This is a genomic window from Bacillus sp. KICET-1 (assembly GCF_027721405.1).
In the GTDB taxonomy this organism is placed as follows: Bacteria; Bacillota; Bacilli; order Bacillales; family Bacillaceae; genus Bacillus; species Bacillus velezensis.
The window spans coordinates 2237424-2260237 of record NZ_CP113515.1 but is presented as its reverse complement, the minus strand read 5'-3'; the positions used below and the strand labels follow the sequence as shown (position 1 = coordinate 2260237).

Annotated in this window: 23 protein-coding genes; 2 read left to right on the top strand and 21 right to left on the bottom strand. The window is 47.6% G+C overall.

Translation table 11 applies throughout. The annotated features are described in order from the left end of the window. From relA to OVA33_RS11610, 7 genes are all read right to left on the bottom strand, one after another. Nucleotides 1-2205 (bottom strand): GTP diphosphokinase, encoded by a 2205-nt coding sequence (gene relA / locus OVA33_RS11640; protein WP_003152716.1) that lies wholly within the window; start codon nucleotides 2203-2205, stop codon nucleotides 1-3. A 157-nt stretch (nucleotides 2206-2362) separates the two neighbouring features. Then, the gene (locus tag OVA33_RS11635; protein ID WP_003152714.1) at nucleotides 2363-2875 is read right to left on the bottom strand and encodes an adenine phosphoribosyltransferase; all 513 of its coding nucleotides are present in this window, start codon (nucleotides 2873-2875) and stop codon (nucleotides 2363-2365) included. Nucleotides 2876-2880: 5 nt separating this feature from the next. Next, nucleotides 2881-5241, bottom strand: a complete 2361-nt coding sequence (gene recJ, locus OVA33_RS11630; RefSeq protein WP_128974208.1) for a single-stranded-DNA-specific exonuclease RecJ — start codon at nucleotides 5239-5241, stop codon at nucleotides 2881-2883. Between the two features lie 55 nt (nucleotides 5242-5296). After that, nucleotides 5297-5623, bottom strand: a complete 327-nt coding sequence (locus OVA33_RS11625) for a LapA family protein (RefSeq protein WP_003152709.1) — start codon at nucleotides 5621-5623, stop codon at nucleotides 5297-5299. Nucleotides 5624-5686: 63 nt separating this feature from the next. Beyond that, nucleotides 5687-6184 carry a cation:proton antiporter regulatory subunit gene (locus tag OVA33_RS11620; RefSeq protein WP_012118088.1) on the bottom strand — a complete coding sequence of 166 codons (498 nt, stop codon included), beginning with the start codon at nucleotides 6182-6184 and terminating at the stop codon, nucleotides 5687-5689. A 130-nt stretch (nucleotides 6185-6314) separates the two neighbouring features. After that, nucleotides 6315-8537 carry a protein translocase subunit SecDF gene (secDF, locus tag OVA33_RS11615; RefSeq protein ID WP_063636754.1) on the bottom strand — a complete coding sequence of 741 codons (2223 nt, stop codon included), beginning with the start codon at nucleotides 8535-8537 and terminating at the stop codon, nucleotides 6315-6317. Nucleotides 8538-8573: 36 nt separating this feature from the next. Further along, nucleotides 8574-8870 carry a post-transcriptional regulator gene (locus tag OVA33_RS11610; protein WP_007408189.1) on the bottom strand — a complete coding sequence of 99 codons (297 nt, stop codon included), beginning with the start codon at nucleotides 8868-8870 and terminating at the stop codon, nucleotides 8574-8576. 115 nt (nucleotides 8871-8985) lie between these two features. Here OVA33_RS11610 and spoVB point away from each other — a divergent pair, with 115 nt between their 5' ends. Beyond that, nucleotides 8986-10542 (top strand): stage V sporulation protein B, encoded by a 1557-nt coding sequence (gene spoVB, locus OVA33_RS11605; protein WP_025649680.1) that lies wholly within the window; start codon nucleotides 8986-8988, stop codon nucleotides 10540-10542. Nucleotides 10543-10549: 7 nt separating this feature from the next. Here the strand turns inward: spoVB and OVA33_RS11600 are convergent, their stop codons facing one another. Then, complete coding sequence (locus tag OVA33_RS11600) at nucleotides 10550-11206, bottom strand: DUF421 domain-containing protein (RefSeq protein ID WP_003152699.1); 657 nt, start codon at nucleotides 11204-11206, stop codon at nucleotides 10550-10552. A 166-nt stretch (nucleotides 11207-11372) separates the two neighbouring features. Here OVA33_RS11600 and OVA33_RS11595 point away from each other — a divergent pair, with 166 nt between their 5' ends. Further along, the gene (locus OVA33_RS11595; protein WP_063636755.1) at nucleotides 11373-11759 is read left to right on the top strand and encodes a TIGR04086 family membrane protein; all 387 of its coding nucleotides are present in this window, start codon (nucleotides 11373-11375) and stop codon (nucleotides 11757-11759) included. 53 nt (nucleotides 11760-11812) lie between these two features. Here OVA33_RS11595 and yajC read toward each other — a convergent pair whose 3' ends face one another. The 13 genes from yajC to nadB form a co-directional block, all read right to left on the bottom strand. Beyond that, entirely contained in the window at nucleotides 11813-12073 is a 261-nt protein-coding gene (gene yajC, locus OVA33_RS11590) for a preprotein translocase subunit YajC (RefSeq protein ID WP_003152695.1), read from the bottom strand. 30 nt (nucleotides 12074-12103) lie between these two features. Further along, nucleotides 12104-13249, bottom strand: coding sequence for a tRNA guanosine(34) transglycosylase Tgt (tgt, locus tag OVA33_RS11585; RefSeq protein WP_007408186.1), 1146 nt, complete (start codon nucleotides 13247-13249; stop codon nucleotides 12104-12106). A gap of 27 nt (nucleotides 13250-13276) precedes the next feature. After that, nucleotides 13277-14305 (bottom strand): tRNA preQ1(34) S-adenosylmethionine ribosyltransferase-isomerase QueA, encoded by a 1029-nt coding sequence (gene queA, locus OVA33_RS11580; RefSeq protein ID WP_003152692.1) that lies wholly within the window; start codon nucleotides 14303-14305, stop codon nucleotides 13277-13279. Nucleotides 14306-14330: 25 nt separating this feature from the next. Beyond that, nucleotides 14331-14531 (bottom strand): DUF2905 domain-containing protein, encoded by a 201-nt coding sequence (locus OVA33_RS11575; RefSeq protein WP_003152687.1) that lies wholly within the window; start codon nucleotides 14529-14531, stop codon nucleotides 14331-14333. Continuing rightward, nucleotides 14524-15528, bottom strand: a complete 1005-nt coding sequence (gene ruvB / locus OVA33_RS11570; RefSeq protein WP_003152685.1) for a Holliday junction branch migration DNA helicase RuvB — start codon at nucleotides 15526-15528, stop codon at nucleotides 14524-14526. Before ruvB ends, OVA33_RS11575 begins: the two co-directional genes overlap by 8 nt. Nucleotides 15529-15538: 10 nt before the next feature. Beyond that, on the bottom strand, nucleotides 15539-16144 hold the full coding sequence (ruvA, locus tag OVA33_RS11565) for a Holliday junction branch migration protein RuvA (protein WP_003152683.1): 606 nt from the start codon (nucleotides 16142-16144) through the stop codon (nucleotides 15539-15541). Nucleotides 16145-16278: 134 nt separating this feature from the next. Beyond that, nucleotides 16279-16788, bottom strand: a complete 510-nt coding sequence (locus tag OVA33_RS11560; protein ID WP_025649682.1) for an intercompartmental signaling factor BofC — start codon at nucleotides 16786-16788, stop codon at nucleotides 16279-16281. A 131-nt stretch (nucleotides 16789-16919) separates the two neighbouring features. Continuing rightward, on the bottom strand, nucleotides 16920-17039 hold the full coding sequence (locus OVA33_RS20690) for a hypothetical protein (RefSeq protein ID WP_373364962.1): 120 nt from the start codon (nucleotides 17037-17039) through the stop codon (nucleotides 16920-16922). A gap of 133 nt (nucleotides 17040-17172) precedes the next feature. Continuing rightward, entirely contained in the window at nucleotides 17173-17766 is a 594-nt protein-coding gene (locus tag OVA33_RS11555) for a YhcN/YlaJ family sporulation lipoprotein (RefSeq protein WP_014721606.1), read from the bottom strand. Nucleotides 17767-17913: 147 nt separating this feature from the next. Continuing rightward, nucleotides 17914-19104: a SafA/ExsA family spore coat assembly protein gene (safA, locus tag OVA33_RS11550; RefSeq protein ID WP_007612852.1), complete on the bottom strand. Its 1191-nt coding sequence runs from the start codon at nucleotides 19102-19104 to the stop codon at nucleotides 17914-17916. A gap of 126 nt (nucleotides 19105-19230) precedes the next feature. Further along, nucleotides 19231-20334 (bottom strand): quinolinate synthase NadA, encoded by a 1104-nt coding sequence (nadA, locus tag OVA33_RS11545; RefSeq protein WP_017418240.1) that lies wholly within the window; start codon nucleotides 20332-20334, stop codon nucleotides 19231-19233. Nucleotide 20335: 1 nt separating this feature from the next. Then, nucleotides 20336-21184 (bottom strand): carboxylating nicotinate-nucleotide diphosphorylase, encoded by an 849-nt coding sequence (gene nadC / locus OVA33_RS11540; RefSeq protein ID WP_017418241.1) that lies wholly within the window; start codon nucleotides 21182-21184, stop codon nucleotides 20336-20338. Next, a complete protein-coding gene (gene nadB, locus OVA33_RS11535; RefSeq protein ID WP_022552882.1) occupies nucleotides 21166-22731 on the bottom strand; it encodes an L-aspartate oxidase in 1566 nt (521 codons plus the stop codon). The genes nadC and nadB overlap by 19 nt, the downstream gene beginning before the upstream one ends. Nucleotides 22732-22814: the final 83 nt, after the last annotated feature.

The window sequence follows — 22814 nt, the reverse complement described above, 5'->3', positions numbered from 1 at the left end:
TTAGTTCATTACCCGGCGGACTGAATAGATGTCTCTGATCTGTTTAATCCGCTCGACCACTTTGTGCAGATGATTGATGTTTTGGATAAAAATCGCCATATGAATCGTAGCGACTTTATTGCGGTCGGATTTGCCGGAGACAGAGGAGATGTTGGTTTTCGTCTCATTTACGGCTTGGAGCACCTCATTTAAAAGCCCGAGACGGTCATACCCTAAAATCTCAATCTCAACGTTATATTCTTTGCGTCTTTGAACCTGTGATTCATGCTCCCATTCAACGGGGATCAGACGTTCCTGCGCTTCATTCGTTTTGACGTTCGGACAGTCATCCCGGTGAACGGATACACCGCGCCCTTTTGTAATAAAACCGACGATATGGTCGCCCGGCACCGGGTTGCAGCATTTCGACAAGCGGACGAGAAGGTTGTCAATGCCTTTTACGCGCACACCCGCTTCCCGTTTTCTCCCTTGCGGATAATGTTTCGGCTCGGAAGTGACTTCCTGAACGATTTTTTCCTGCTCTTCCTGGTCACGCAGCTTCCGTTCTTTTTCGGTGAGCCTATTGGCCACCTGAAGAGCGGTAATGCCGTTATACCCGACCGCCGCGTACATATCCTCTTCATTTGAGAAATTGAACTTGTCGGCAACTTTTTGAAGATTTTCGAGTGTTAAAACATCTTTCACTTCAAAATCAAGATTTTTAATTTCTTTCTCGACAAGCTCACGGCCTTTTTCGACGTTTTCTTCACGGCGCTGTTTCTTAAAGAATTGGCGGATTTTGTGTTTCGCCTGGGACGTCTGCGCCAGTTTGACCCAGTCTTGGCTCGGGCCGTATGAATGCTTGGACGTCAGAATCTCGACGATGTCGCCCGTCCGGAGCTTATGGTCAAGCGTCACCATTTTTCCGTTCACTTTCGCCCCGATTGTTTTGTTGCCGATCTCCGAGTGTATCCTGTAGGAAAAATCAATCGGCACAGAGCCTGACGGCAGTTCAATGACATCGCCTTTTGGCGTAAATACGTATACCATGTCAGAAAACAGATCGATTTTCAGCGATTCCATAAATTCTTCCGCATCGGTAGACTCGTTTTGGAATTCCAGAATTTCACGGAACCAGGACAGTTTTTTCTCAAATGTCGCTTCTTCGTTTGCAGCCTTGCCTTCTTTATATGCCCAGTGTGCGGCCACCCCGTATTCAGCGATCTCATGCATCTCAAACGTTCTGATCTGCACTTCCAGTGGATCGCCTTTAGGCCCGATTACGGTCGTATGCAGAGACTGATACATATTCGGCTTAGGCATCGCAATATAATCTTTGAATCTGCCCGGCATCGGCTTCCAGCACGTATGAATAATGCCGAGTACGGCGTAGCAGTCTTTAATGCTTCCGACAAGAATACGGACGGCGAGCAGATCATATATTTCATTGAACTGTTTATTTTGCAGCGCCATCTTGCGGTAAATGCTGTAGATGTGCTTCGGGCGTCCTGAAAAGTCCGCTTTGATATTCACTTCTTCGACCCGTTTTTTCACTTCATTGACAACCTCTTCGACATAAAGTTCGCGTTCCGCGCGCTTTTTCTTCATGAGGTTGACGATTCTGTAATACTGCTGAGGATTCAAATAACGGAGAGCGGTGTCTTCAAGCTCCCATTTGATTTTAGAAATCCCGAGCCGATGGGCCAGCGGAGCGAAAATCTCCAGCGTCTCATTTGAAATTCTCCGCTGCTTTTCCTGCGGAAGATGCTTTAACGTCCGCATATTGTGAAGGCGATCCGCCAGCTTGATCAATATGACTCTGATATCCTGAGCCATAGCGACAAACATTTTTCGATGGTTTTCCGCCTGCTGCTCCTCTTGAGATTTATACTTAATTTTACCGAGCTTCGTCACGCCGTCGACAAGCATCGCCACTTCTTCAGAAAATGCTTCCTTCAGGTCGTCGAGGGTGACATCCGTGTCCTCTACCACGTCATGCAGAAATCCGCCCGCAATTGTGGAAGGGTCCATTTCCAGATCGACGAGAATCCCCGCCACCTGAATCGGATGAATGATGTACGGCTCACCTGATTTGCGGTACTGTTCGCGATGCGCGTTTTGCGCATACAGGTAAGCTTTCTCAACAAACGCAATCTGCTCCTCCGGCAGATAAGTGCGCGCTTTATCTATTACTTGCTCGGCAGTCAATACTTGTTCGTTCGCCATGGAATCACCTTTTTTAAATGTAAACTGTATTAGTTTATTATCAAGAAAAAAACGAGAGATGTAAAGGGCAGAAGTTCAAAACACCTAAAGAATCTGTCAGGATGATGAAATAATAGGAAAAAAGCACCCTGACACGAGTGCTTTTTTCCATATGCGGTTAATATTTCATTAATGTTAAAATATCGTAATCGTCAAGCTTGTCTCTGCCGTCAAGGTAAGAAAGCTCGATTAAGAACGCAATACCGGCTACGACGCCGCCCAGTTCTTCGACAAGCTTAATCGTTGCTTCGATCGTGCCCCCTGTTGCCAGCAAATCATCAGTAATCAGCACGCGCTGTCCCGGCAGAATCGCATCTTTATGAATTGTCAGTACGTCTTTTCCGTACTCCAAACCGTAATCGACTTTAATGACCTCACGCGGAAGTTTTCCTTCTTTCCGAACCGGCGCAAAGCCGACTCCGAGCGCGTATGCAACCGGACAGCCGATAATAAAGCCGCGCGCTTCAGGCCCGACAACTAAATCAATTTCTTTTTCTTTTGCATATTCAACAATCTGGTCAGTGGCGTAACGGTATACGTCGCCTTTGTCCATCAATGTCGTAATATCTTTAAATTGTACGCCTTCTTTCGGGTAATCGGGCACAATTGTTACGTATTTTTTAAGATCCATCTGTTCTATGTCCTCCTCGTACTTTCATAAGCCTCTGAACCTTGGTTCATCAGCTTATTCAGCCATTCCTTCAGCTCATGGGCTGCGGAATAATTGAGCTTCTGGTCTAATTCCATCAGCTGCTGTTTTACCTGATAGGTTTGCGAATCTGCCAGGTCGCGTTTTTTCGCGCCGTTCACGACAGACAGCACACCATCTTCTATTTTAACAAAACCGAGATCAAAAAACACCTTTGTCATAAAATTGATTGTGTCAATTGACCATCCTCTGTGTCTTGCAAGCTCTGAACCATGCTTGCCGAAGTCAAAAGCGCCCCTTTTCAAGAGAAATGCGTAAAACCACTTGAAATCATTCCGCGATGGAAATGAGGACAGGAAATGTTCTTCATGATTGATAAAAACAAAATAAATCCGTTCCGGCTTCTTTCCGTCTAGCAAATGCTGCAGGCGATCCGCTGACGGCGGCACATCCAGAAAAACGGCATATTTTCCGTCAAGCTGGAGAACTTCCGCCTCGGATTCCGAAGTGATCCCGGCAAGCTCGCCCGACAGCTCTTTTTCACGGAGCTTCTGAGCGGTTTTTTCGTTAAAGCTGATGAGCACCCGTTTTTCCTTCGGCAGCGCGGTGACCGTGTCTTCCCACGTCCGCTTGCCTCGAATATCAAAAAGCTGCCATTCCGGCACCGCAGCATCTTTAATCATCAGCTGGGGCTTCTTTCTGTTGTTCCATTCATTAATGGACATCTCGCCGACAATGGAAATCGTTGATCCGGGAACAACTCCGGCTTCCAGCTCTCCTTTGTTAAAGCCGACGCAGTCAAGGACGGCGGAATCACTTTTCACCGTCATTTTTACGTGGTTTTTATTCGCTCCGATCAGGCGCACATCATCAAGCACGGCATTTTTCACCATCACATGCGGTTTAGGGTTAAGCATGCCGAACGGCGACAGCATATTCAATTCTGTAATGCTTTCAACGGTTATGTCTTCAACGCCGCAGACAAGATCAACCTCCTGAACGGGAATAAAATCCTCTTCCGTCAGGGTTTCTTCAGCCATTTGATTCAGCCTGTCCCTTAATTCCGCCACATCTTCAGCCTTCAACGTCATTCCGGCCGCCATCGGATGCCCGCCGAAATGAGGAAGAATGTCTCTGCACTGTGAAAGGCTCGTAAAAAGGTTGAAGCCCCTGATGCTTCGCGCCGACCCTTTAGCGATTCCCTGCTCCACATCTATTCCAAGCACAACAGCGGGCCGGTAAAAACGTTCAGCCAGCTTCGATGCGACAATACCGACGACTCCCGGATTCCAGCCGGCTTTTGCCACTACAATGGCAGACGGGTTTCCGCCTTGCTGCTGAACCATTTCAACAGCCTCTTCGGTCATGGTTTTCACCATTTTCTGCCGCTCTTTATTCAGCCGGTCAATATCCGAAGCCAGTTCCTCCGCTTCAAACTGATCTTCGGTCATCAGCAGGTGAACGGCGGGATCGGCCTGTTCTATTCTTCCGACGGCATTGAGCCTCGGTGCGACCTGAAATCCGATCGTTTCCTCATCAGCTTGTCCGATATCTCCGCCGGAAAGCTTAATCAGAGCTTTGAGGCCCGGCCGATTTGTCGTCCGAAGCCTTTCAATTCCGAGTGACGCAATTAATCTGTTTTCATCATGAAGAGGCACCAGATCTGCAACCGTACCGATTGCCGCCAAGTCCAGCATAGCTTCCGGCAAAGAACCCGTAAGCGCGTGGGCAAGCTTAAACGCCACACCGACGCCGGCCAATTCTTTAAACGGATAGCCGCATCCCGGCTGCTTCGGGTGGATGATCGCAAATACGTCAGGAAGCTCGGGTCCCGGCTCATGGTGGTCGGTAATAATGACGTCTAAGCCCAGCTCTTTTGCGACTTCAGCTTCATGGACGGCGGCGATTCCCGTATCCACTGTAATGATCAGCGAAAATCCCCGCTCTTTTATGGAGCGGAAAGCTTGTTCATTCGGGCCGTAGCCTTCTGTAAAACGGTCGGGAATATAAAAGTCAACGTCCGCCGACAGCTGTTTGAGTGCCGTCAGCATCACTGACGTGCTTGTAACGCCGTCTGCATCGTAATCTCCGTAAATCATAATCGGTTCCCCTTGAGAAACCGCCAGTTTTATCCGATCAACTGCTTCCCGCATTCCCTTTAATTCATACGGGTCATAAAAGTCTGCATCCTTTGTATGTAAAAACAGCCTTGCGCTTTCGGCAGTATCAAAACCTCTTTTTACAAGCAGTGATGCCACAAGAGGTGTTATGTCCAATTGTTCTGTGAGTGATTTGACTTTTTCCTGATCCGGCTGCTGGATTTCCCAGCGCATTTTTGACGCTAACATAAATTCACCCCTCAACCACCCTATTATACTAGAGCGGACTGAGGGGTTTCAAATGTTATTCTGATCCTTTTTTCTCTTCAAGCATTTCTTCCGGCGGAGCGGCTGTTTTTTTGCCGTCCGAATCAGCCGTCAATTCACCTGCGGATCTGTTTTCTTTCCGCAGCATTTTAATTTCGCGCTTCAGTTTCATCACTTGAAATATACCGGCTGAAAACACGATCAGCGCTCCCATTAACACAGAGCCTAAAATGACTAAAATCAGCGGCCATTCAGCGGTTCCGAACAGATAATCAACCTCAACCGCCCGCACGTTAATGACAGCAAAGATGGCGACAATCAGAGTAAATAGTAAAGCGAATATAATAGTCCATTGTTTATTCATGCGTCTGCCCCCAATTATTGATTCTTATCTTTTCCCCCGTTTTCCCGGGAGTAAACCCAAACCTCAGGAAATCCGGGCCGTCAACTGCTCGCGGACCAGCTTTTTCAGTCCGCTTCTTTCTCCCGATATGACGAGGGTGTCCCCTTCTTCAATTACGGTATCAATACCGGGACTCAGCTGTTTTTGCCGGTTTTTCTTCACGATCGCAATAATCTGGACGTTGTAATGTTTCTTGATCTCCAAATCTCCGATTGTACGGCTGACAGCCGGTGCATGAGATTCGGCTTTAAACCACTCAATGACGAGGTCATCAAGCGCGACTTCCACAGATTCCAGCGCTTTCGGCTTATACGTCATCCCGCCTAAAATAGCGGAAATCTGCCTTGCCTCTTCGTCGTTAAATTCAACGGATGCCAAGCATTCGTCATGATCATTCTCATCGAAGTAATAGAGCTCTTTTCTGCCGTCATCATGAAGAATAATACTGATTTTATCGTGATTTTTCGTAATGACTTCTACTTTCTGGCCGATGCCCGGAAGCTCCGACTCACGAACGTTCATAAGAACCCTCCTACATGTTTTTACAATGATGATTGATTATGTAAGCGTATGTCATTATAGCAAATGCAGGTTTTAAGTTCAATGCGGCCTAAAAAAACAGGCTGCCTTCCGGAAGACAGCCTGTTTCCTTTTACTCTTCGATTGATTTTTTCCCTCTAAATTCTTTTCCTTTCCATACAAGCCACAGCTGCGCGGCGATGTAAAGAGAGGAATAAACGCCCGTCAATAAACCGACCAATAAGGCGACGGAGAAGTTTGTAATTGACGATGAGCCCAAAATGAGCAGCACGACGACCACAATCACAACGGTCAAGACCGTATTGATCGAACGTGTAAAGGTTTGCTGCAAACTCAGATTCACGATGTGTTCCAGATCGGCAAATGACTTCGGCTTGCGTTTTTTCATCTGCTCGCGTATCCGGTCAAATGTAACGATCGTATCATTTATCGAGTAACCGATTATGGTGAGAATAGCGGCGATAAAGGTTACGTCAACCTCCAGCCTTGTAATGCTGAAAAACGCGACGATAAAGAAAGCGTCATACAGCAGGGATACAATTGCGGCGATAGCCATTCTGTACTCGAAACGTATTGATACGTAAATAATGATGCCGATTGATGCAATTGCCACGGCATATAAAGCATTACGGGCCAGTTCTTTTCCGACTGTCGGCGATACCGTGCTGACGTTCGGTTCAGATCCGTATTTGTCCTTAAAGTACGTTTTGATTTCAGCGATCTTTTCTTTAGATGGCTCTCCGACAAACCGGGCTGCGGCAACATGGTTCTCTTTACCCGAGAGCACGATGTTTTCCGGATCCATGCCGAGAGAGTCAAAGTCTTTTTCAACCTGCTGCGCCGTCAATGCATGATTGCTCTGCACGTCAATCCGCGCCCCGCTTGCAAAATCGATTCCCAGGTTGAGCTTAAAGACCAGCAAGATGATAATTCCCGCAATGGTTACAGCGCTTGAGAAAATAAAGAAATATTTTCGCTTGCTCGTGAAATCCCATTTTTGGAATGCCGTATGCGGTTCAGTATTTTCATCCGTTTTTTGAATGTCCATAATATGTTTTTTCTTGACGCCGAACCAGCCTTTTTTCCGGTCAAGCCATCTGCTTTCCACGAGAAGAGAGAGCAGGAATCTTGAAAGGAAGACAGCTGTAATAAAGCTTGTCAGAATTGACAGAATCAGCATCGTCGCAAACCCTTTTACAGAGCTTGTCCCGAAAATAAAGAGCACGACCGCTGCGATAATCGTTGTGATGTTCGCATCGAAAATCGTCGCGAATGACCGTCTGTTCCCTGAACGGAAAGCTGAGCGGACGGATTTGCCGAGTTTCAGTTCTTCTTTTATCCGTTCATAGGTGATGATGTTGGCGTCAACCGCCATCCCGACACCCAAAATGAGCGCCGCAATACCCGGAAGCGTCAGCACCGCCTGCATCCAGTCAAACACTTGAAGCGTGATATACACGTATACAGAAAGCGTAATTACCGCTATGAGTCCAGGCAGTCTGTAATAAAGCAGCATAAATAAGAAAACAATTGCAATACCGATGATGCCGGCCTCTACCGTATCATGCAAAGCCTGCTGTCCGAATTGCGCCCCTACGGAAGTAGAGTATTTTTCGGTCAGTTTCACAGGCAGCGCGCCCGCGTTTAAAATATTGGCCAAGTCCTTCGCTTTTTGAACGGTAAAATCATCATCCTCGATAGTAACGTCAGTAGTATTCAATTCTTGTCTGACGTTTGGTGCCGCAATATATTTCGGATGTGCTTTTTTAACTTCACTCTTAAATGATTCACTTTCTTTGTAGTCTAACCATATAACAAGTTGATTGTTAGGTGCCATCTTTAAAATTTTCTTAGTCACTTCACCAAATTTGTCAGCGTCCTTTAATTTCACACTGACGATTGGCTTATTCGTCGTCGGATCAAAGGTTTGCTTCGCGCCGTTTTCCACGAGATCAGAGCCGTTTAACAGCTCTTTATCATTCGTATCCCTGAACGAGAGCTGCGCTTCCGTTGACAGAATTTCGCGCGCCCTGTTCTGGTTCGTGACGCCAGCCAGCTGAACGCGGATACGGTTATTTCCTTCAATCTGAATGTTCGGCTCGCTTACGCCGAGAACGTTAGCCCGGCGGTTCAGCGCCTGCACCGTGCTGACGAGCACGTCTTTTGTGATTTTATCGCCTTTTTTGACGGGCTGCACATCGTACAGAACTTCAAACCCGCCGCGTAAATCCAATCCTAACGTAATATTATCGGCAGCCGGTTTTGTAAAATACCCCAGCCCTGTGCCGATCAATAATACGATCAGGAAAAACGCAATCAAGCGTCCTTTTTTCATTATGTATTTCCTCCTTAAACCTATGCCGTCAAATCATTATCTCAGCAGTTCATCCAAAGCTTCCTGACCCTCATCGCTTTCCAGCCAATTAGACGACTTAAAAGCTTCAACGGTTGCATAGTTCATAAAATCGCCAATTTTAACTGATAAAATATGACCGGCCAATTCATGCAGCGGCAGTTCCTTTTTCTGTTTCCACTTTTTATGTATTAAGTATGACCATAAACTCTCGTGCTCAACATCATCGTATCCGAGGATTTTGAACTCTTCAAGTTTACTGTACAAGAAAGGCCGCAAATGATCTTTGTACATTTCGGCGGGATGTTTCTCCACTGGGCGCTCGCTCCTTTTTCCATTTTTCTCGAAGACTTGTCATGCTCGGACGACATCGGCGCATATCTTTATTGTATATGATTCCAGGTAGTTTGAGAAGGCAGGGGTTTATAAAATGGCAAAACAGACTTTTTTAAGAGGCACTCTTATTCTCATCGCAGCCGGGATGATTACGAGAATGCTCGGCTTTGTCAACCGGGTGGTTATCGCCCGGTTTATCGGTGAAGAAGGGGTCGGTTTATACATGATGGCTGCCCCGACATTTTTTTTGGCCACCACTTTGACTCAATTCGGCCTCCCCGTTGCCATCAGCAAACTTGTCGCTGAAGCAAGCGCGCGGGGGGACCGGCAGAAAATGAAACACATTTTAGTGATGTCGCTTACCGTCACCGGGATATTAAGTCTCATCTTCACGCCGCTGTTTTTATGCTTTGCGCCGATTATGTCCGAAACGATGCTGACGGATCAGCGCACGGTTTACCCGCTTCTGGCGATTACGCCCGTCGTGCCGATTATCGCGATCTCCAGCGTGCTGCGCGGTTACTTTCAGGGCAGGCAGAATATGAACCCGCTGGCGTTTTCCCAAGTGCTTGAGCAGATCGTGCGGATTTCACTTGTCGCAGTCTGCACGACGGTGTTTCTGCCGTACGGGATTGAATATGCCGCAGCCGGAGCTATGATTTCGTCTGTCATCGGGGAGCTTGCCTCTCTTATTTATTTATTCATTTGTTTTAAAGCAAATAAAACAATCAGAATCAGAAAACAATTTTTCAAGTCGATTGCAAATGGAAAAGAAACCTTCCGCCAGCTGATGAGCGTGTCGCTCCCGACAACCGGAAGCCGCTTCATCGGAAATTTATCTTGGTTTTTTGAACCTATTGTCGTCGCGCAGAGCCTTGCGATTGCAGGAGTGGCCACCGCTGCCGCCACCAGCCAGTACGGGGAGCTGACCGGATTTGCCATGACGGTTTTGACGCTGCCCAGCTTTATAACCTATTCTCTGTCTACGGCGCTTGTTCCTGCGATCAGTGAAGGAATGGAGCAAAAAAAGCTGCAAGTTGTCGAATACCGTCTGGAACAGGCGATGAGGCTGTGTCTTTTAAGCGGAGGCATTTCGGTGGTTATTTTATTCTCTTTCGCTGATGAACTGATGTCCGTCATGTACGGATCAACTAATGCAGCGGTATTTGTTAAAGTGATGGCGCCGTTTTTTCTGCTTTACTATTTTCAGGGGCCCCTTCAGGCGGTGCTGCAGGCTCTCAATTTAGCCGGGGCCGCCATGATGAACAGTTTTATCGGCGCCGCTGTCAAAACCGGCCTGATTTTTGTTTTGGCGACCAGGCCTTCCTTGGGCATCATGGGCGCCGCACTTGCGATTGTAACGGGGATGGTCCTTGTCACCCTGCTGCATGCGGCCACCGTAAGCAAGGTGCTTCCGATCAGCATTAAAATAAAAGAATACGCGCTCTGTTTTGCCGTCATATTCATTTGCGGTTATGTCAGCCGCATCATCAAGCACGCCGTTCATTTTTCAGGATCAGAGGCTGTTAATCTCACAGGCTGGATTGCAATGACCTCGATTTTATACATTGCGCTTCTTCTGTTATTCAGGCTGATTAAAAGGGAAGAGCTGATCCGGATTCCGGTCATCGGCAAGTTCGTGACGCGGTGAAACCGATTTATGGCTCCCCTTTTTCATCTTTAAGATCAATAAAAAAAGCGCCGTCCGTAAACGTGCAGAATGATATAACCGAAAGATCGCGATATCCTCTTTTTGCTAAATTTTTTTCAAGCCAGTGTTTATCTTTCCCGATTCTGTCCAGATGCTCGTTCTGAATGACCCCGTCAACGATAAGCGATGTTTCCATCTGCTTATCCTTATTGTTTTTCTTTTTGACGATTGACAGTTTGCCCGAAGACTCCAAAATGGCGTACGACACGTCAGAGATTCTATCGATGTTATTCTCCCTCAGCTGCATAAGAAGATCGTCAAAATTGTAGCGCTGCGATCTCATCGCCCGTTCATCAATTTTTCCCTGTTTTATAATAATCGTGGGTTTTCCGTCAAGCAGCTGCCGTATTTTTTGGCTTTTGAGCGAAATAAAAGCAAGGCTTACTTGAATAATCATTAAAACGACAATCGGCACTATTGTGTGCAAAAGCTTATCTTTTACATTTTCAATTGCCAATACGGCAATCTCGGCAATCATAATGGAGACGACAAGGTCTAAAATGCTCAGTTCTCCGATTTCCCGTTTTCCCATCAGTCTGAAAATCACAAGAATGATAAAATAAAGCACAATCGTACGAAACGTAATAATGAAAATATCTTCCATATCGCACCTCCAACGGTCATAGCATTTGCCATCGGCTCTGAATTATGTAAGAAACGGGCTGAACATCATGCATTTACGTCTAATTCGAACATTCAGAGAATACATTTAGAAAAAGACGGGCTCCGGCTTGTCATATATCAGGCCGCAGAGCGGAGAGGAGATAAAAATGGAAGAAACGAAACAAGTGGGAAGAGGCGTTTTGTACGGCTTAGTGGCTATTTTTGCGGTGATGCTTCTTACGAGTTTTGCGATTTCGCTTTTACTGACGGTTACCTCAATGGAAGAATCATCTTTCAGCTGGCTGATCACCGCGCTTTCTTTTCTTTCTTTATTTGCGGGAGGTTTTATATCGGGCGGCAAAGCGAAGGAAAAAGGCTGGATGATCGGAGCGTTAACCGCCGTCTGTTTTTCATTAATCATCTTGCTGTTTCAATATTTAGGGTTCGGAAAAACGTTTACATCCGGTCAGCTTTTGTTTCATCTCGGCTTTTTGGGAGTCAGTATGCTGGGCGGCATTTTCGGAGTGAATTTGAAAGGAAGCAGATCAGCGTAATAAAAAAAGAGCGGATTCTCCGCTCTTTTTTTTTGTATGTATGAGCTTCGCTGTTATTCAGCGGAAGCTTCTCTGATTGCGCGGCGGTCAAATGTTAAACGGGTGTTATCACCTGTTTTAATGACGACCTTGCTTTCATCAATTGAATCAACAGTGCCGTGCAATCCTCCGATTGTCACCACTGAATCCCCTTTTTTCAGCTCTTCCTGCATCTGGCGTACGGCCTTCTGCTGCTTTTGCTGCGGACGGATGAGCAGGAAATAAAGCACTGCAAACATTAAAATAATAGGAACGATTGTGCCTAAAGTACCCATCTGTTTCCCTCCTTTCAAGAATGGTTTTATTTAGAAGCTTTTCGCATTTGGCTTATTATAGCCGTAACGCTCAAAGAACTCTTCTCGGAAATCACCAAGACGATCCTCCCGGATGGCTTGTCTGACCTGCTCCATTAAGTGTAACAGAAAATGAAGGTTATGGTAAGTTGTTAATCGAATTCCAAACGTTTCATTACAGCGGATCAAATGTCTGATGTAAGCGCGGGAGTAATTTTTGCATGTATGGCAGCTGCACTCTTCGTCAATCGGACGGAAATCACGCTCATATTTGGCGTTTTTCATATTCAGACGCCCTTCATTCGTAAACACCGTGCCGTTTCGGGCAATCCGGGTCGGCAGTACGCAGTCAAACATATCCACGCCGCGGATGGCGCCGTCAATTAAGGCATCCGGTGAACCCACACCCATTAAATATCTCGGCTTGTCCTTCGGTAAAAGCGGAGTTGTAAACTCAAGCACTCGGTTCATGACGTGCTTCGGCTCGCCGACAGATAATCCGCCTATGGCATACCCCGGAAAATCAAGCGAAACCAAGTCTTTTGCACTTTGTGTCCGCAGGTCTTCGTATTCTCCGCCTTGTACGATCCCGAACAGACCCTGCTCATCTGAGCGCCCGTGCGCCTCCAGGCAGCGTTCCGCCCAGCGGCTGGTCCGTTCCACAGAGCGTTTCATGTAATCATACTCTGCCGGATACGGCGGACACTCATCAAACGCCATCATGATATCAGAGCCGAGGGCGTTTTGAATTTCCATCGCTTTTTCCGGAGATAAAAACAGCTTGTCTCCGTTTAAGTGATTGCGGAAATGAACGCCTTCTTCTTCTATATTACGAAACTTGCTCAATGAAAAGACCTGAAAACCGCCGGAATCTGTTAAAATCGCGCGGTCCCAGTTCATAAACTTATGAAGCCCGCCCGCTTCTTTTACAATGTCGTGTCCCGGACGGAGCCATAAATGGTACGTATTGCTTAAAATAATGCCCGCATCCATAGATTTCAGCTCATCCGGAGACATCGTCTTTACCGTAGCAAGCGTGCCGACCGGCATAAATACAGGCGTCTCAAAGGAGCCGTGGGGCGTATGAACTCTGCCCAGCCGCGCTCCCGTTTGTTTGCATTCCTTTATAAATTCATAACGTATCGGTTGTTCAGCCACTTTGTATGAGGCCTCCTGTCATTCAAATTAGATAATCAGCATGGCGTCGCCAAAGCTGAAGAAACGGTATTCCTCTTCTACCGCATGACGGTAGGCGGAAAGAACATGCTCTCTGCCGGCAAGCGCAGAAACGAGCATGATAAGGGAAGATTTCGGCAGATGAAAATTGGTGATCATACCGTCAATCGCTTTAAATTCATATCCCGGATAAATGAAGATGGACGTCCAGCCGCTTGAAGCGGTAAATACGCCGTCATGCTCGCCGGCAATGGTTTCCAGGGTGCGCGTTGATGTCGTCCCGACCGACACGATGCGCCCTCCCGCCTTTCTGACCTCGTTTAAAGAGGCGGCGGTTTCTTCCGTCATTTCATAAAATTCCGCGTGCATGTTATGCTCTTCCACATCATCCGCACTGACGGGGCGGAATGTGCCGAGTCCCACATGAAGTGTGATAAATTCAATCCGCACACCCTTTTGCTTCAGCTCGTCCAGAATCTCTTCCGTAAAATGAAGTCCGGCCGTCGGAGCTGCGGCAGATCCGATTTCTTTTGAAAAGACGGTCTGATACCGTTCTTTATCATCAAGCTGCTCTTTAATATAAGGAGGCAGCGGCATTTCACCGAGTGATTCAAGCACTTCGTAAAAAATCCCGTCATACCGGAATTCTATTTTTCTGCCTCCGTGATCAAGCTCCTCCGTGCAGACCGCTGTCAGCCGGCCGTCGCCAAATGTCAGGACCGTTCCTTTTTTTACGCGTTTCGCCGGCTTTACGAGCGTTTCCCATGTATCATTTTCTTCCTGTTTTAATAACAGAAGCTCCACTTTCGCTCCCGTATCTTCTTTTGTGCCGAATAATCTTGCAGGCAGCACACGGGTATTGTTCAAGACGAGACAATCCCCTTCATTAAAAAAGCTTACAATCTCTTTAAATGAACTGTCCGTCAGCCCGCCCGTCTGTTTGTCGAGCACCATCAGCCGCGATGCGTCACGCTCTTTCAGCGGCACTTGGGCAATGAGGCGTTCAGGCAGTTCAAAATCAAATAAATCGACTTTCATCATTTCACCTTTATTCTGTCTATTGTTATTTCATTCTGCCGAAAAAATTAAGCAGAATGGATAGTATCACACTGATCACAATACAAGTGACAACGGGAAAGAAAAATGTAACATTTCCCTTCTTAACGAAAATATCTCCGGGCAGCCTTCCGACAAAGTGCCAGACTGCGCCGGCAATAAGCAAAACGGCACCGAGAACCATGAGAACCTTCGGAAAGTCAGTCACGGGCGGGCGCCTCCAATCGAAAATGTTCATACACAGCCGGAGTCACGACCCGTCCCCTCGGCGTCCTCTGGAGAAATCCGATCTGCAGCAGATACGGTTCGTACACATCCTCTATTGTGTGCGGTTCTTCGCCGATTGTCGCGGAAATCGTATCAAGGCCGACAGGACCGCCGCTGAATTTTTCGATCATGCCCATCAGCAGCTTATGGTCGATATGGTCAAGGCCGAGCGCATCGACTTGAAGACGTTCGAGCGCGTCGTGAGCGATTTCTTCCGTGATGCGGCTGTCGCCGAGCACCTGGGCAAAATCTCTCACCCTTCTGAGAAGCCGGTTTGCAACCCGCGGCGTTCCCCTTGACCGTCTGGCGATCTCCAGAGCCGGAGCTTCTTCGATATCCACTTCAAAAACGTCAGCCGTTCTTGACACGATATCTGTCAGCTCTTCCTGCGTATAGTATTCAAGGCGCGACAGCACCCCGAACCGGTCTCTGAGCGGTGCGGTCAATAATCCGACCCTTGTCGTCGCTCCTACAAGCGTAAAAGGGGGAAGGTCGAGACGGACGGAGCGGGCGGACGGGCCTTTTCCAATGACGATATCAAGGCAGAAATCCTCCATCGCCGGGTACAACACTTCCTCAATCGAGCGGTTCAGCCTGTGAATTTCGTCTATAAACAGCACATCCCCTGGTTCGAGCGCCGTCAAAATGGCTGCCAAATCTCCCGGTCTTTCGATGGCGGGACCTGACGTCGTCCGCATCTCCACACCCATCTCATTGGCCACGATAGACGCAAGCGTTGTTTTCCCGAGACCCGGAGGCCCGTATAAAAGAACGTGGTCCAGCGTTTCCTGCCTCATTTTCGCCGCATCGATAAACACGCGCAGATTTTCTTTCACCTTCTTTTGGCCGATATACTGGGCGAGATTCTGCGGCCTGAGGCTTTGCTCGATTATTGATTCATGGCTGTCTGCTTCACTTGAAACGAGCCGTTCATCCATGAACATCACCTTACTTTAATAATTTTTGCAATGCTTTTTTCACATATTGATCTGTTGAAAGCGCCGTTTCCTCTTTTAAGTGAGGAAGCACTTTTTTAATTTCTTTTTCGGCGTAGCCGAGAACCCTAAGCGCTTCAAGCGCCTCGTCAAGCGCCGTTTCAGCCTCTTGTTTTTCAATGCGCGCTTCATGATTGAACAGGTTGTCAATCATTTCAGGCACGACGTCGGCCAGTTTGCCTTTCAAATCAAGAATAATCTGCCGCGCCGTTTTTTTGCCCACACCCGGAAATTTCACCAAAAAGGCTTCGTCTTCCTGTTCGATCGCTTCGATGACGGCTCCGGGATCACCGGAACCGAGGATGGCGAGGGCCCCTTTAGGCCCGATGCCGGTGACGTTCAGCAGCTTTGTGAAAAGCGCTTTTTCTTCCCGGGTTGAAAAACCGTACAAAGAAAAGGCGTCTTCTTTTATATGATGATACGTAAAAATGGTCTCTTGATTGCTTACCTTATAAATAAACGGATTCGGAGTGAAGACCTGATAGCCGATTCCGCCGTTTTCAATCACGATGTATTGGGGAGATACGTAATCAATCGTCCCCTTCACGAATTCAATCACACCTATTCACCTCTTTGACTGCTTATCATTGTAACACAAAAACAGCCAAAGTCTTATAGAAAAGTTAACGTATGTTCGCTTTGACACCTTCCATTCAGAAAAAAAAGACATGTGTCACATGTCTTGCGTCAAAGTCAGCCGCTGTAAGTCTTAATATGATCGATCACGCTCTCAAACTCCGCTTTTGTTCTGTACGGTATGCCGTGTTCCAAGTGCTTTTGCAATCGGCTTTCCAGCCTTTCTATATCAATCTGGAAGAAAGACTGAATCGGCTCGGCCAGCGATCCGGGACGGCCGTGAAAAGTGGAGATGACGCCTCCGTCCGTGACGCCGATATAACCGTTAACCTTACTGAGCGGAGAAATATCATCAACATGCTTACGGAAAAGGACGAAGCCTTTTTTCTGCTCAACGAGCGTCCAGCCCGCATATGCGGCCCAAAAATCCTCCATCGCCAAAACGGTTTCATCCGTATGTTCGATGCCGACATCACCGTCCAGATAGACCTTTTCCAGCTGGACGTGCACCCGAAGCGGCCCGTAATGCTCAACCTCCGCCCCGTATGCGTCTTTTCCTCCGCAAATCAGGACTGCAGCCGATAAGATAAGCATAAACAATAGACGAGCACCGCAAATTCGTTTCACCAATAACACCTCTTTATTCAATCAAACTCTTGATGCTAGTTTGACCAAAGATGCCGGTGCTTAACCGTTTTCTTTCATTTGTCTGTTTCAGCCGAAAAAAAGCAGCCTCTATATGAGGGCTGCCCCGATGATTATGCCCGGCCGGCTGAAATCAGTTTCATTTGTCCGGGCGTCAGTTTGAGCCGGTATCCCCTTACGGTCAGATACACAGTTTTTTCTCCGCGGCTTTTGTCATGCTCCGTTTTTTTCATTCCGGCCCCTCCGTTACGTTTTATTACTTTTATGTTAACACCGCAACATAAAGAGCGTTTTAAGAATATGTAAAGAAATGATGAAGCTTTATCCATAAAAATACTGCCGGATGAAATCATCCGGCAGTCCCGTTTAACGGCTGTTTCTGTTCATGTCTTGCAGCTTTGTAAAAGTAGCGTTGTCGGTAAACACTTGAATTGTACGGCCGTCCGCAAATTTTTTGGCCGCATGTTTGACATGTTTATCATCATTTTTCGTAAAAGGATGATTTGTTCTGACGGCAATGACGACTCTCGTGTCAGTCACGATGACCTGACTATCCTGTACGCCTTTTACTTTTTTCACGCGGTTTGCAACTTTTGCCGCCAGCCTGATGTTTTCGGCGTTGTCATACCCATTATAAGACATAGCTGCCGGCGGCGTATTGACATTTCGGCCGTTATATGTGCCGTCCGTCGTTAACGGAACCCCGTCATTAGGGGCGTACTGGTCGGACACATTTGTCGTATTATGACGGCCGTTTCGGTTTTCCATCATTTCAGAAACGGGTCCTTGATGGTCCATTCCGTACTGGCCTCTGCCGTTACCATTATCATTCGAATAATATCCGACCGGACGTGTTGACTGATTGTAGCGTCCGTCATTCATGGCATTATTTGCTCCGCATGCCGTTAAGCTTGCCGTCACGGCTAAAACGCCCGCGATCGTCATCAGTTTTTTACCCAATGGAAAAACCCCCCGTGGATTCATCGCTGTTTGAGCGTTTTCCGCTCATGTTTAGGATGTGCGTCAGGCGGCGGGTTTAAGCTTGTCAGTTATGTCCATTCCTCAGTTGGACATAAAAAAAGGAACGACATACATCGTCCCGAAACATTAATCTTCTTCTTCCTCCGGCCGTCCGAATACTTGATTTGGACTCGGCTGATTCGGCGCGACATTGGGATTTGCTCCGCCGTAAGGCATAAAATGTCCTGCGTTTGCACCCATATTCGGATACGGCTGCACAGGCATATTTGCGTGATGGTGATGTGAACCGTGGTGGTGATGATGGTGATGATGTGAATCATGGCAGCCGCAATCATCATCCTTATATTTTCCATCATGATGAGGGGCGTGTGCGTAATGTGACGAATATCCGCCGTAATACGGCATTTGACCGTAAGGAGCACCGCCGAAACCAGATGCAGAACCATCATAATGCTCTGCATTTTCATGGGCCTGATTTTCATATTCACCGTAACCCGCATGCGGCCCAAATCCCGGATGATGGAATCCGTACGGTAACGGCATCGGCATGACCGGAAAGCCTCCGAAACCTCCTCCAAAACCGCCGAAACCTCCGCCTACCGGGAAGCACGGATGGCATAATCCAGAACCCGGCAGCATCGGTGTCACCGGAACCGGACAAGGACAAGGCATGCACGGCATCGGGTAATGCATAAAAGGCGGTTCAACGGCCGGCATATTTGGAAACGGGACATTCGGAATGTTTGGCATGTTCGGCAGATGATAAGCGGCGTTTTCTTCTTCCATCTTTCCGGCTTCAGGCGCCTTTGGCATATTCGGGTAATTCGCGTTTTCCATGTTGATCATTTCCTCCTGTTGTGGAATGTTATTGTCATGCTCTTTTTCTTTCGGCTCGACAAAATGTGTCACCGGTTCCTCCGGCTTAGGAGGCGACCACGGCTGAAACAGCTGATTGGACGGGTAATATTGGTTCATATCAGCTTCCGGCAGCACATTTTCATGCTTTTCAGGGATTGGCGGCACATAAGGAATCGACGGCTTTGGTTCTTCCGGTATGGTGTCTTCAATGTCCACAACTGATTTCGGTTTTTCTTTGGCATATGGATGCTCATGCTTATGCGCAGACGTTCCGAAGCCGGCCTTAGGTTCTTTTCTGACCGGAACGGCTTCTGAAGGCACCTTTATCTTCATTCCAGGCATAATTAAGTCTGGATTGCTAAGCTGATGATTCAGTTTTTTTAACTCTTCAAGATCAACTCCGTATTTTTCAGCTATTTTCCAGAGCGAATCGCCTTTTTGAACGATATGAATTTTCAACGTTTTCCCCTCCTATGCACAAAACGTGAACGGTACATTTGTCATTACAATACGTTTCTTCACACTATATGCCGATGGACTGGGCATGATGATAAAAAATTTGGGAAGGAGGGGAAATTTTTATAACTACGTATGACTCAGCATTCTGTTCAAAGCACGAAGCGCTTCTGTCCGAACCGCTTCCGGAACTTTAATGACACCCTTCAGCTCGCCTTTTTCAAGCTGCTCAAGCGACCACAATAAATGCGGCAGATCGATTCTGTTCATTGTCAGACACGGACACATATCGGGATTCAATGATTCAATCTGTTTATCCGGATGCGATTGAATGAGGCGCTGAACAAGATTCATTTCCGTTCCGATCGCCCACTTGCTTCCCGGTTCAGCCTGTTCAATCGTATCAATAATGTATTTGGTAGACCCGCTGTCGTCACTGAGCGAGACCACTTCCCTCGAACATTCCGGATGAACGATAATGCGGATGCCGGAATCCCGCTGCCGCAGCTGAGAAATATTTTCCGCTGTGAACTTTTCGTGTACGGAGCAATGCCCTTTCCAAAGGATGACTTTAATGTTTTCCGGATGGTCAGTAAGCAATCGGTTCTGCCCCGGGTCCCATACAGCCATTTCTGTCAGCGGAATGCCGAGATCATAGGCTGTATTTCTGCCTAAATGCTGATCCGGCAAAAATAAAATTCTCTCTTTTTGTTTAAAAGCCCATTTCAGCACACTCCGGGCATTCGAAGAGGTGACGGTCGCTCCTCCGTGCCGTCCGACGAATGCTTTAATTTCCGCCGTCGAGTTAACATATGTTAACGGAATGATGGTGTTACCGTACAGTTCTTGAAGCTCTTGCCATGCTTTGTCCGTCTGCTGAAAATCTGCCATATCAGCCATCGAGCATCCGGCGCGCATATCGGGCAAAATGACGGTTTGGTTATCACCAGTCAGCATATCAGCGGTTTCCGCCATAAAATGCACGCCGCAAAACACAATATATTCCGCCTCTTTATTTTTTTCTGCCACTTGAGCAAGCTGCAGGGAGTCACCTGCCGTATCGGCGAATTGTATTACTTCGTCTTTTTGATAGTGATGCCCCGGAATGAACAGGCGCTTTCCGAAATCCCGTTTAATGGCAGCGACCCGCTTCTCCATTTCTCCGGTGCTCATGTCTTTATAATGGCTCGGCATCATTTCGGCTGATGCAGTTAACACGTCAAAAATAGACATCTTAAAAATCCCCCTGTTCCGCAGCCTCAACATCCATGCTGATGTCGGCGCTTTTTACTGAATGAGTCAGAAATCCGAGTGAAATATATTGGACGCCCGTTCCTTTATAAGCGGGCAATGTGTCGAGCGTTATGCCTCCAGATGCTTCCGTTTTGATATGGCCCGGTGTCATGCCTGCAAAACGCCGGACGGACTCAGGCGGACAGTTGTCAAACATAATAACGTCTGCGCCCGCTTCTATTGCCTCGAGCAGCTGCTGTTCGGATTCGATTTCGACTTCAACCGCAAGCATCTGCCCCGCCGTTTTTCTTGCCCGCTCCACGGCCGCCTTTATCGATCCGCAGGCGGCAATATGATTATCTTTTATCATGATGCCGTCATATAAGCCGAAGCGATGATTAAAGCCGCCTCCGACCCGAACGGCGTATTTTTCCAGCATTCTGAGCCCGGGTGTCGTTTTTCTCGTATCACAAATCTTAATGGACGGATCATCAAGACGCCTTTTGGCCTCATCCGTCATTGTCGCAACGCCTGACATTCTTTGTAAGAGATTCAGAATGACCCGCTCCCCCGTAAGAAGAGCCGCCGCCTGGCCTTCCATTTCAGCGAGCACGTCTCCTTTTTTCATCCGTTCTCCGTCTTTTTTCAGGGAGCGGACGCGGATATCATCGTGTAAAAGCTTCCATCCTTCACGGATAACGGCTTCTCCGGCAAACACGCCATCTGTTTTTGCGATGATTCGCGCTTTACATTGCTGATCAGCAAAAATCGCTTGTGACGTCGCATCACCCGTTCCGATATCTTCCTGAAAAAAATGAGTCAGCATTTGTTTCAGCTGCAGAATGTCCATAGTTCCCCAATCCTTTCGTTTTTTCTGATAACTGTTCCAGATGTTGAATGAATGATTTGTTTTCCGTGCCACTCTTTCTCCGTCCCGGGAAAATCAGCGCGAAAATGAGCGCCTCTGCTTTCTTCCCGAATAAGGGCTGAGGTCACAACAAGTTGCGCAGTCTTCCATAGGCAGGATAGCTCGGCTTGTTCTATTGTGATATCCTTCACATTTATATGACGCACAGATACGTTGTTAAGCCAGGATGCCAGCGCCTGCATGTTTTCTTTTTGCCTGACGATGCCCGCTCCGGTTGTCATTTTGGCTTGGAGCACATGAAGCGTTGTGTCCGGCACTTCTAAGATGACGTCAAATTTCTTCGGGGTTTTTTTATATCTTCCGTTTAACGGTGTTTGAATGATATGTTCAGCACATCGTTGCCCGCTTGCCAGCGCTTCCAGCAGTGAGTTGCTCGCAAGGCGGTTCGCCCCGTGCAAGCCTGTGCAGGCGGTTTCGCCTATAGCGTACAAATCAGGCACGGACGTTTTCCCCCATGTATCGGCTTTTACTCCGCCCATTAAAAAATGCATTCCGGGTGCTACGGGAATTCCGCTTTCGAGATCAACACCGGCTGTTTGACAAATTTCTGTTATGGTCGGAAAACGTTTCTTAAAATCGGCTATTCGGCTGCAATTTATAAAAACAGGATTTTCTTTCATCATTTCTTCATAAATCGCCCGTGAAACCACATCCCGGGGCGCCAAATCTTCTAGTGCGTGTCTGCCAGCCATGATCCTGCGCCCGAAGCGATCCGCTAAATATCCTCCTTCTCCTCTCACTGCTTCAGAAATCAGGCCGTACACAGTCCCGTTTTTCACAAGGAGGGTCGGGTGGAACTGGGTGAACTCCATATCCGTGATCTCAGCTCCCGCGCGAAAGGCAAGAGCGATGCCGTCTCCCGTTATGGCGGAATCATTTGTGTGATATTGGTACAGACTGCCGCAGCCGCCTGATGCAAGCACTACACAATCCGCTCTTCTGTAAGAAACGGCGCCTGAAGCATCCTTTACGGCAACGCCTGCGCATCGTCCGTGTTCAATCAGCAGATCAACAACCGACTCGTGTTCAATGATCCGTATGCCGTCCCTCAGCTGCCGAACCAGAAACTCAACCAACATCCGTCCGGTCGCATCTCCCCCGGCGTGCAGAATCCTCCTTTTGGAATGAGCCCCTTCCCTGCCGAGACAAAACGTTCCGTCCGACTTCGTATCAAAAGGGAAATGGCCTTCTATCAGCCTGTTTATCATGGTCTGTCCGCTTTTCAGCAAATGCCGCACGGCTGTCACGTCATTGTGTCCGCATCCCGCATACAGTGTATCGTTCACATGGGATTCTAAAGAGTCATCTTTTGCGTATGAAACAGCAATCCCGCCTTGAGCATAATGCGAATTGCTGTTCGTTACGTTTCTCTTTGTGATGACGGTCACTTGATATGACGGAGGAAATGAGGAAGCACAGGCAAGGGCCGCCGTCCCCGAACCAATGACGATAATTGTTTTTTCAGACATACATCACCCTCCTGTTATATTTACACCTGTCTTGACACCTATATTTACACAGCGATAAAATAAACTCAAGCTTTTTTTTAACA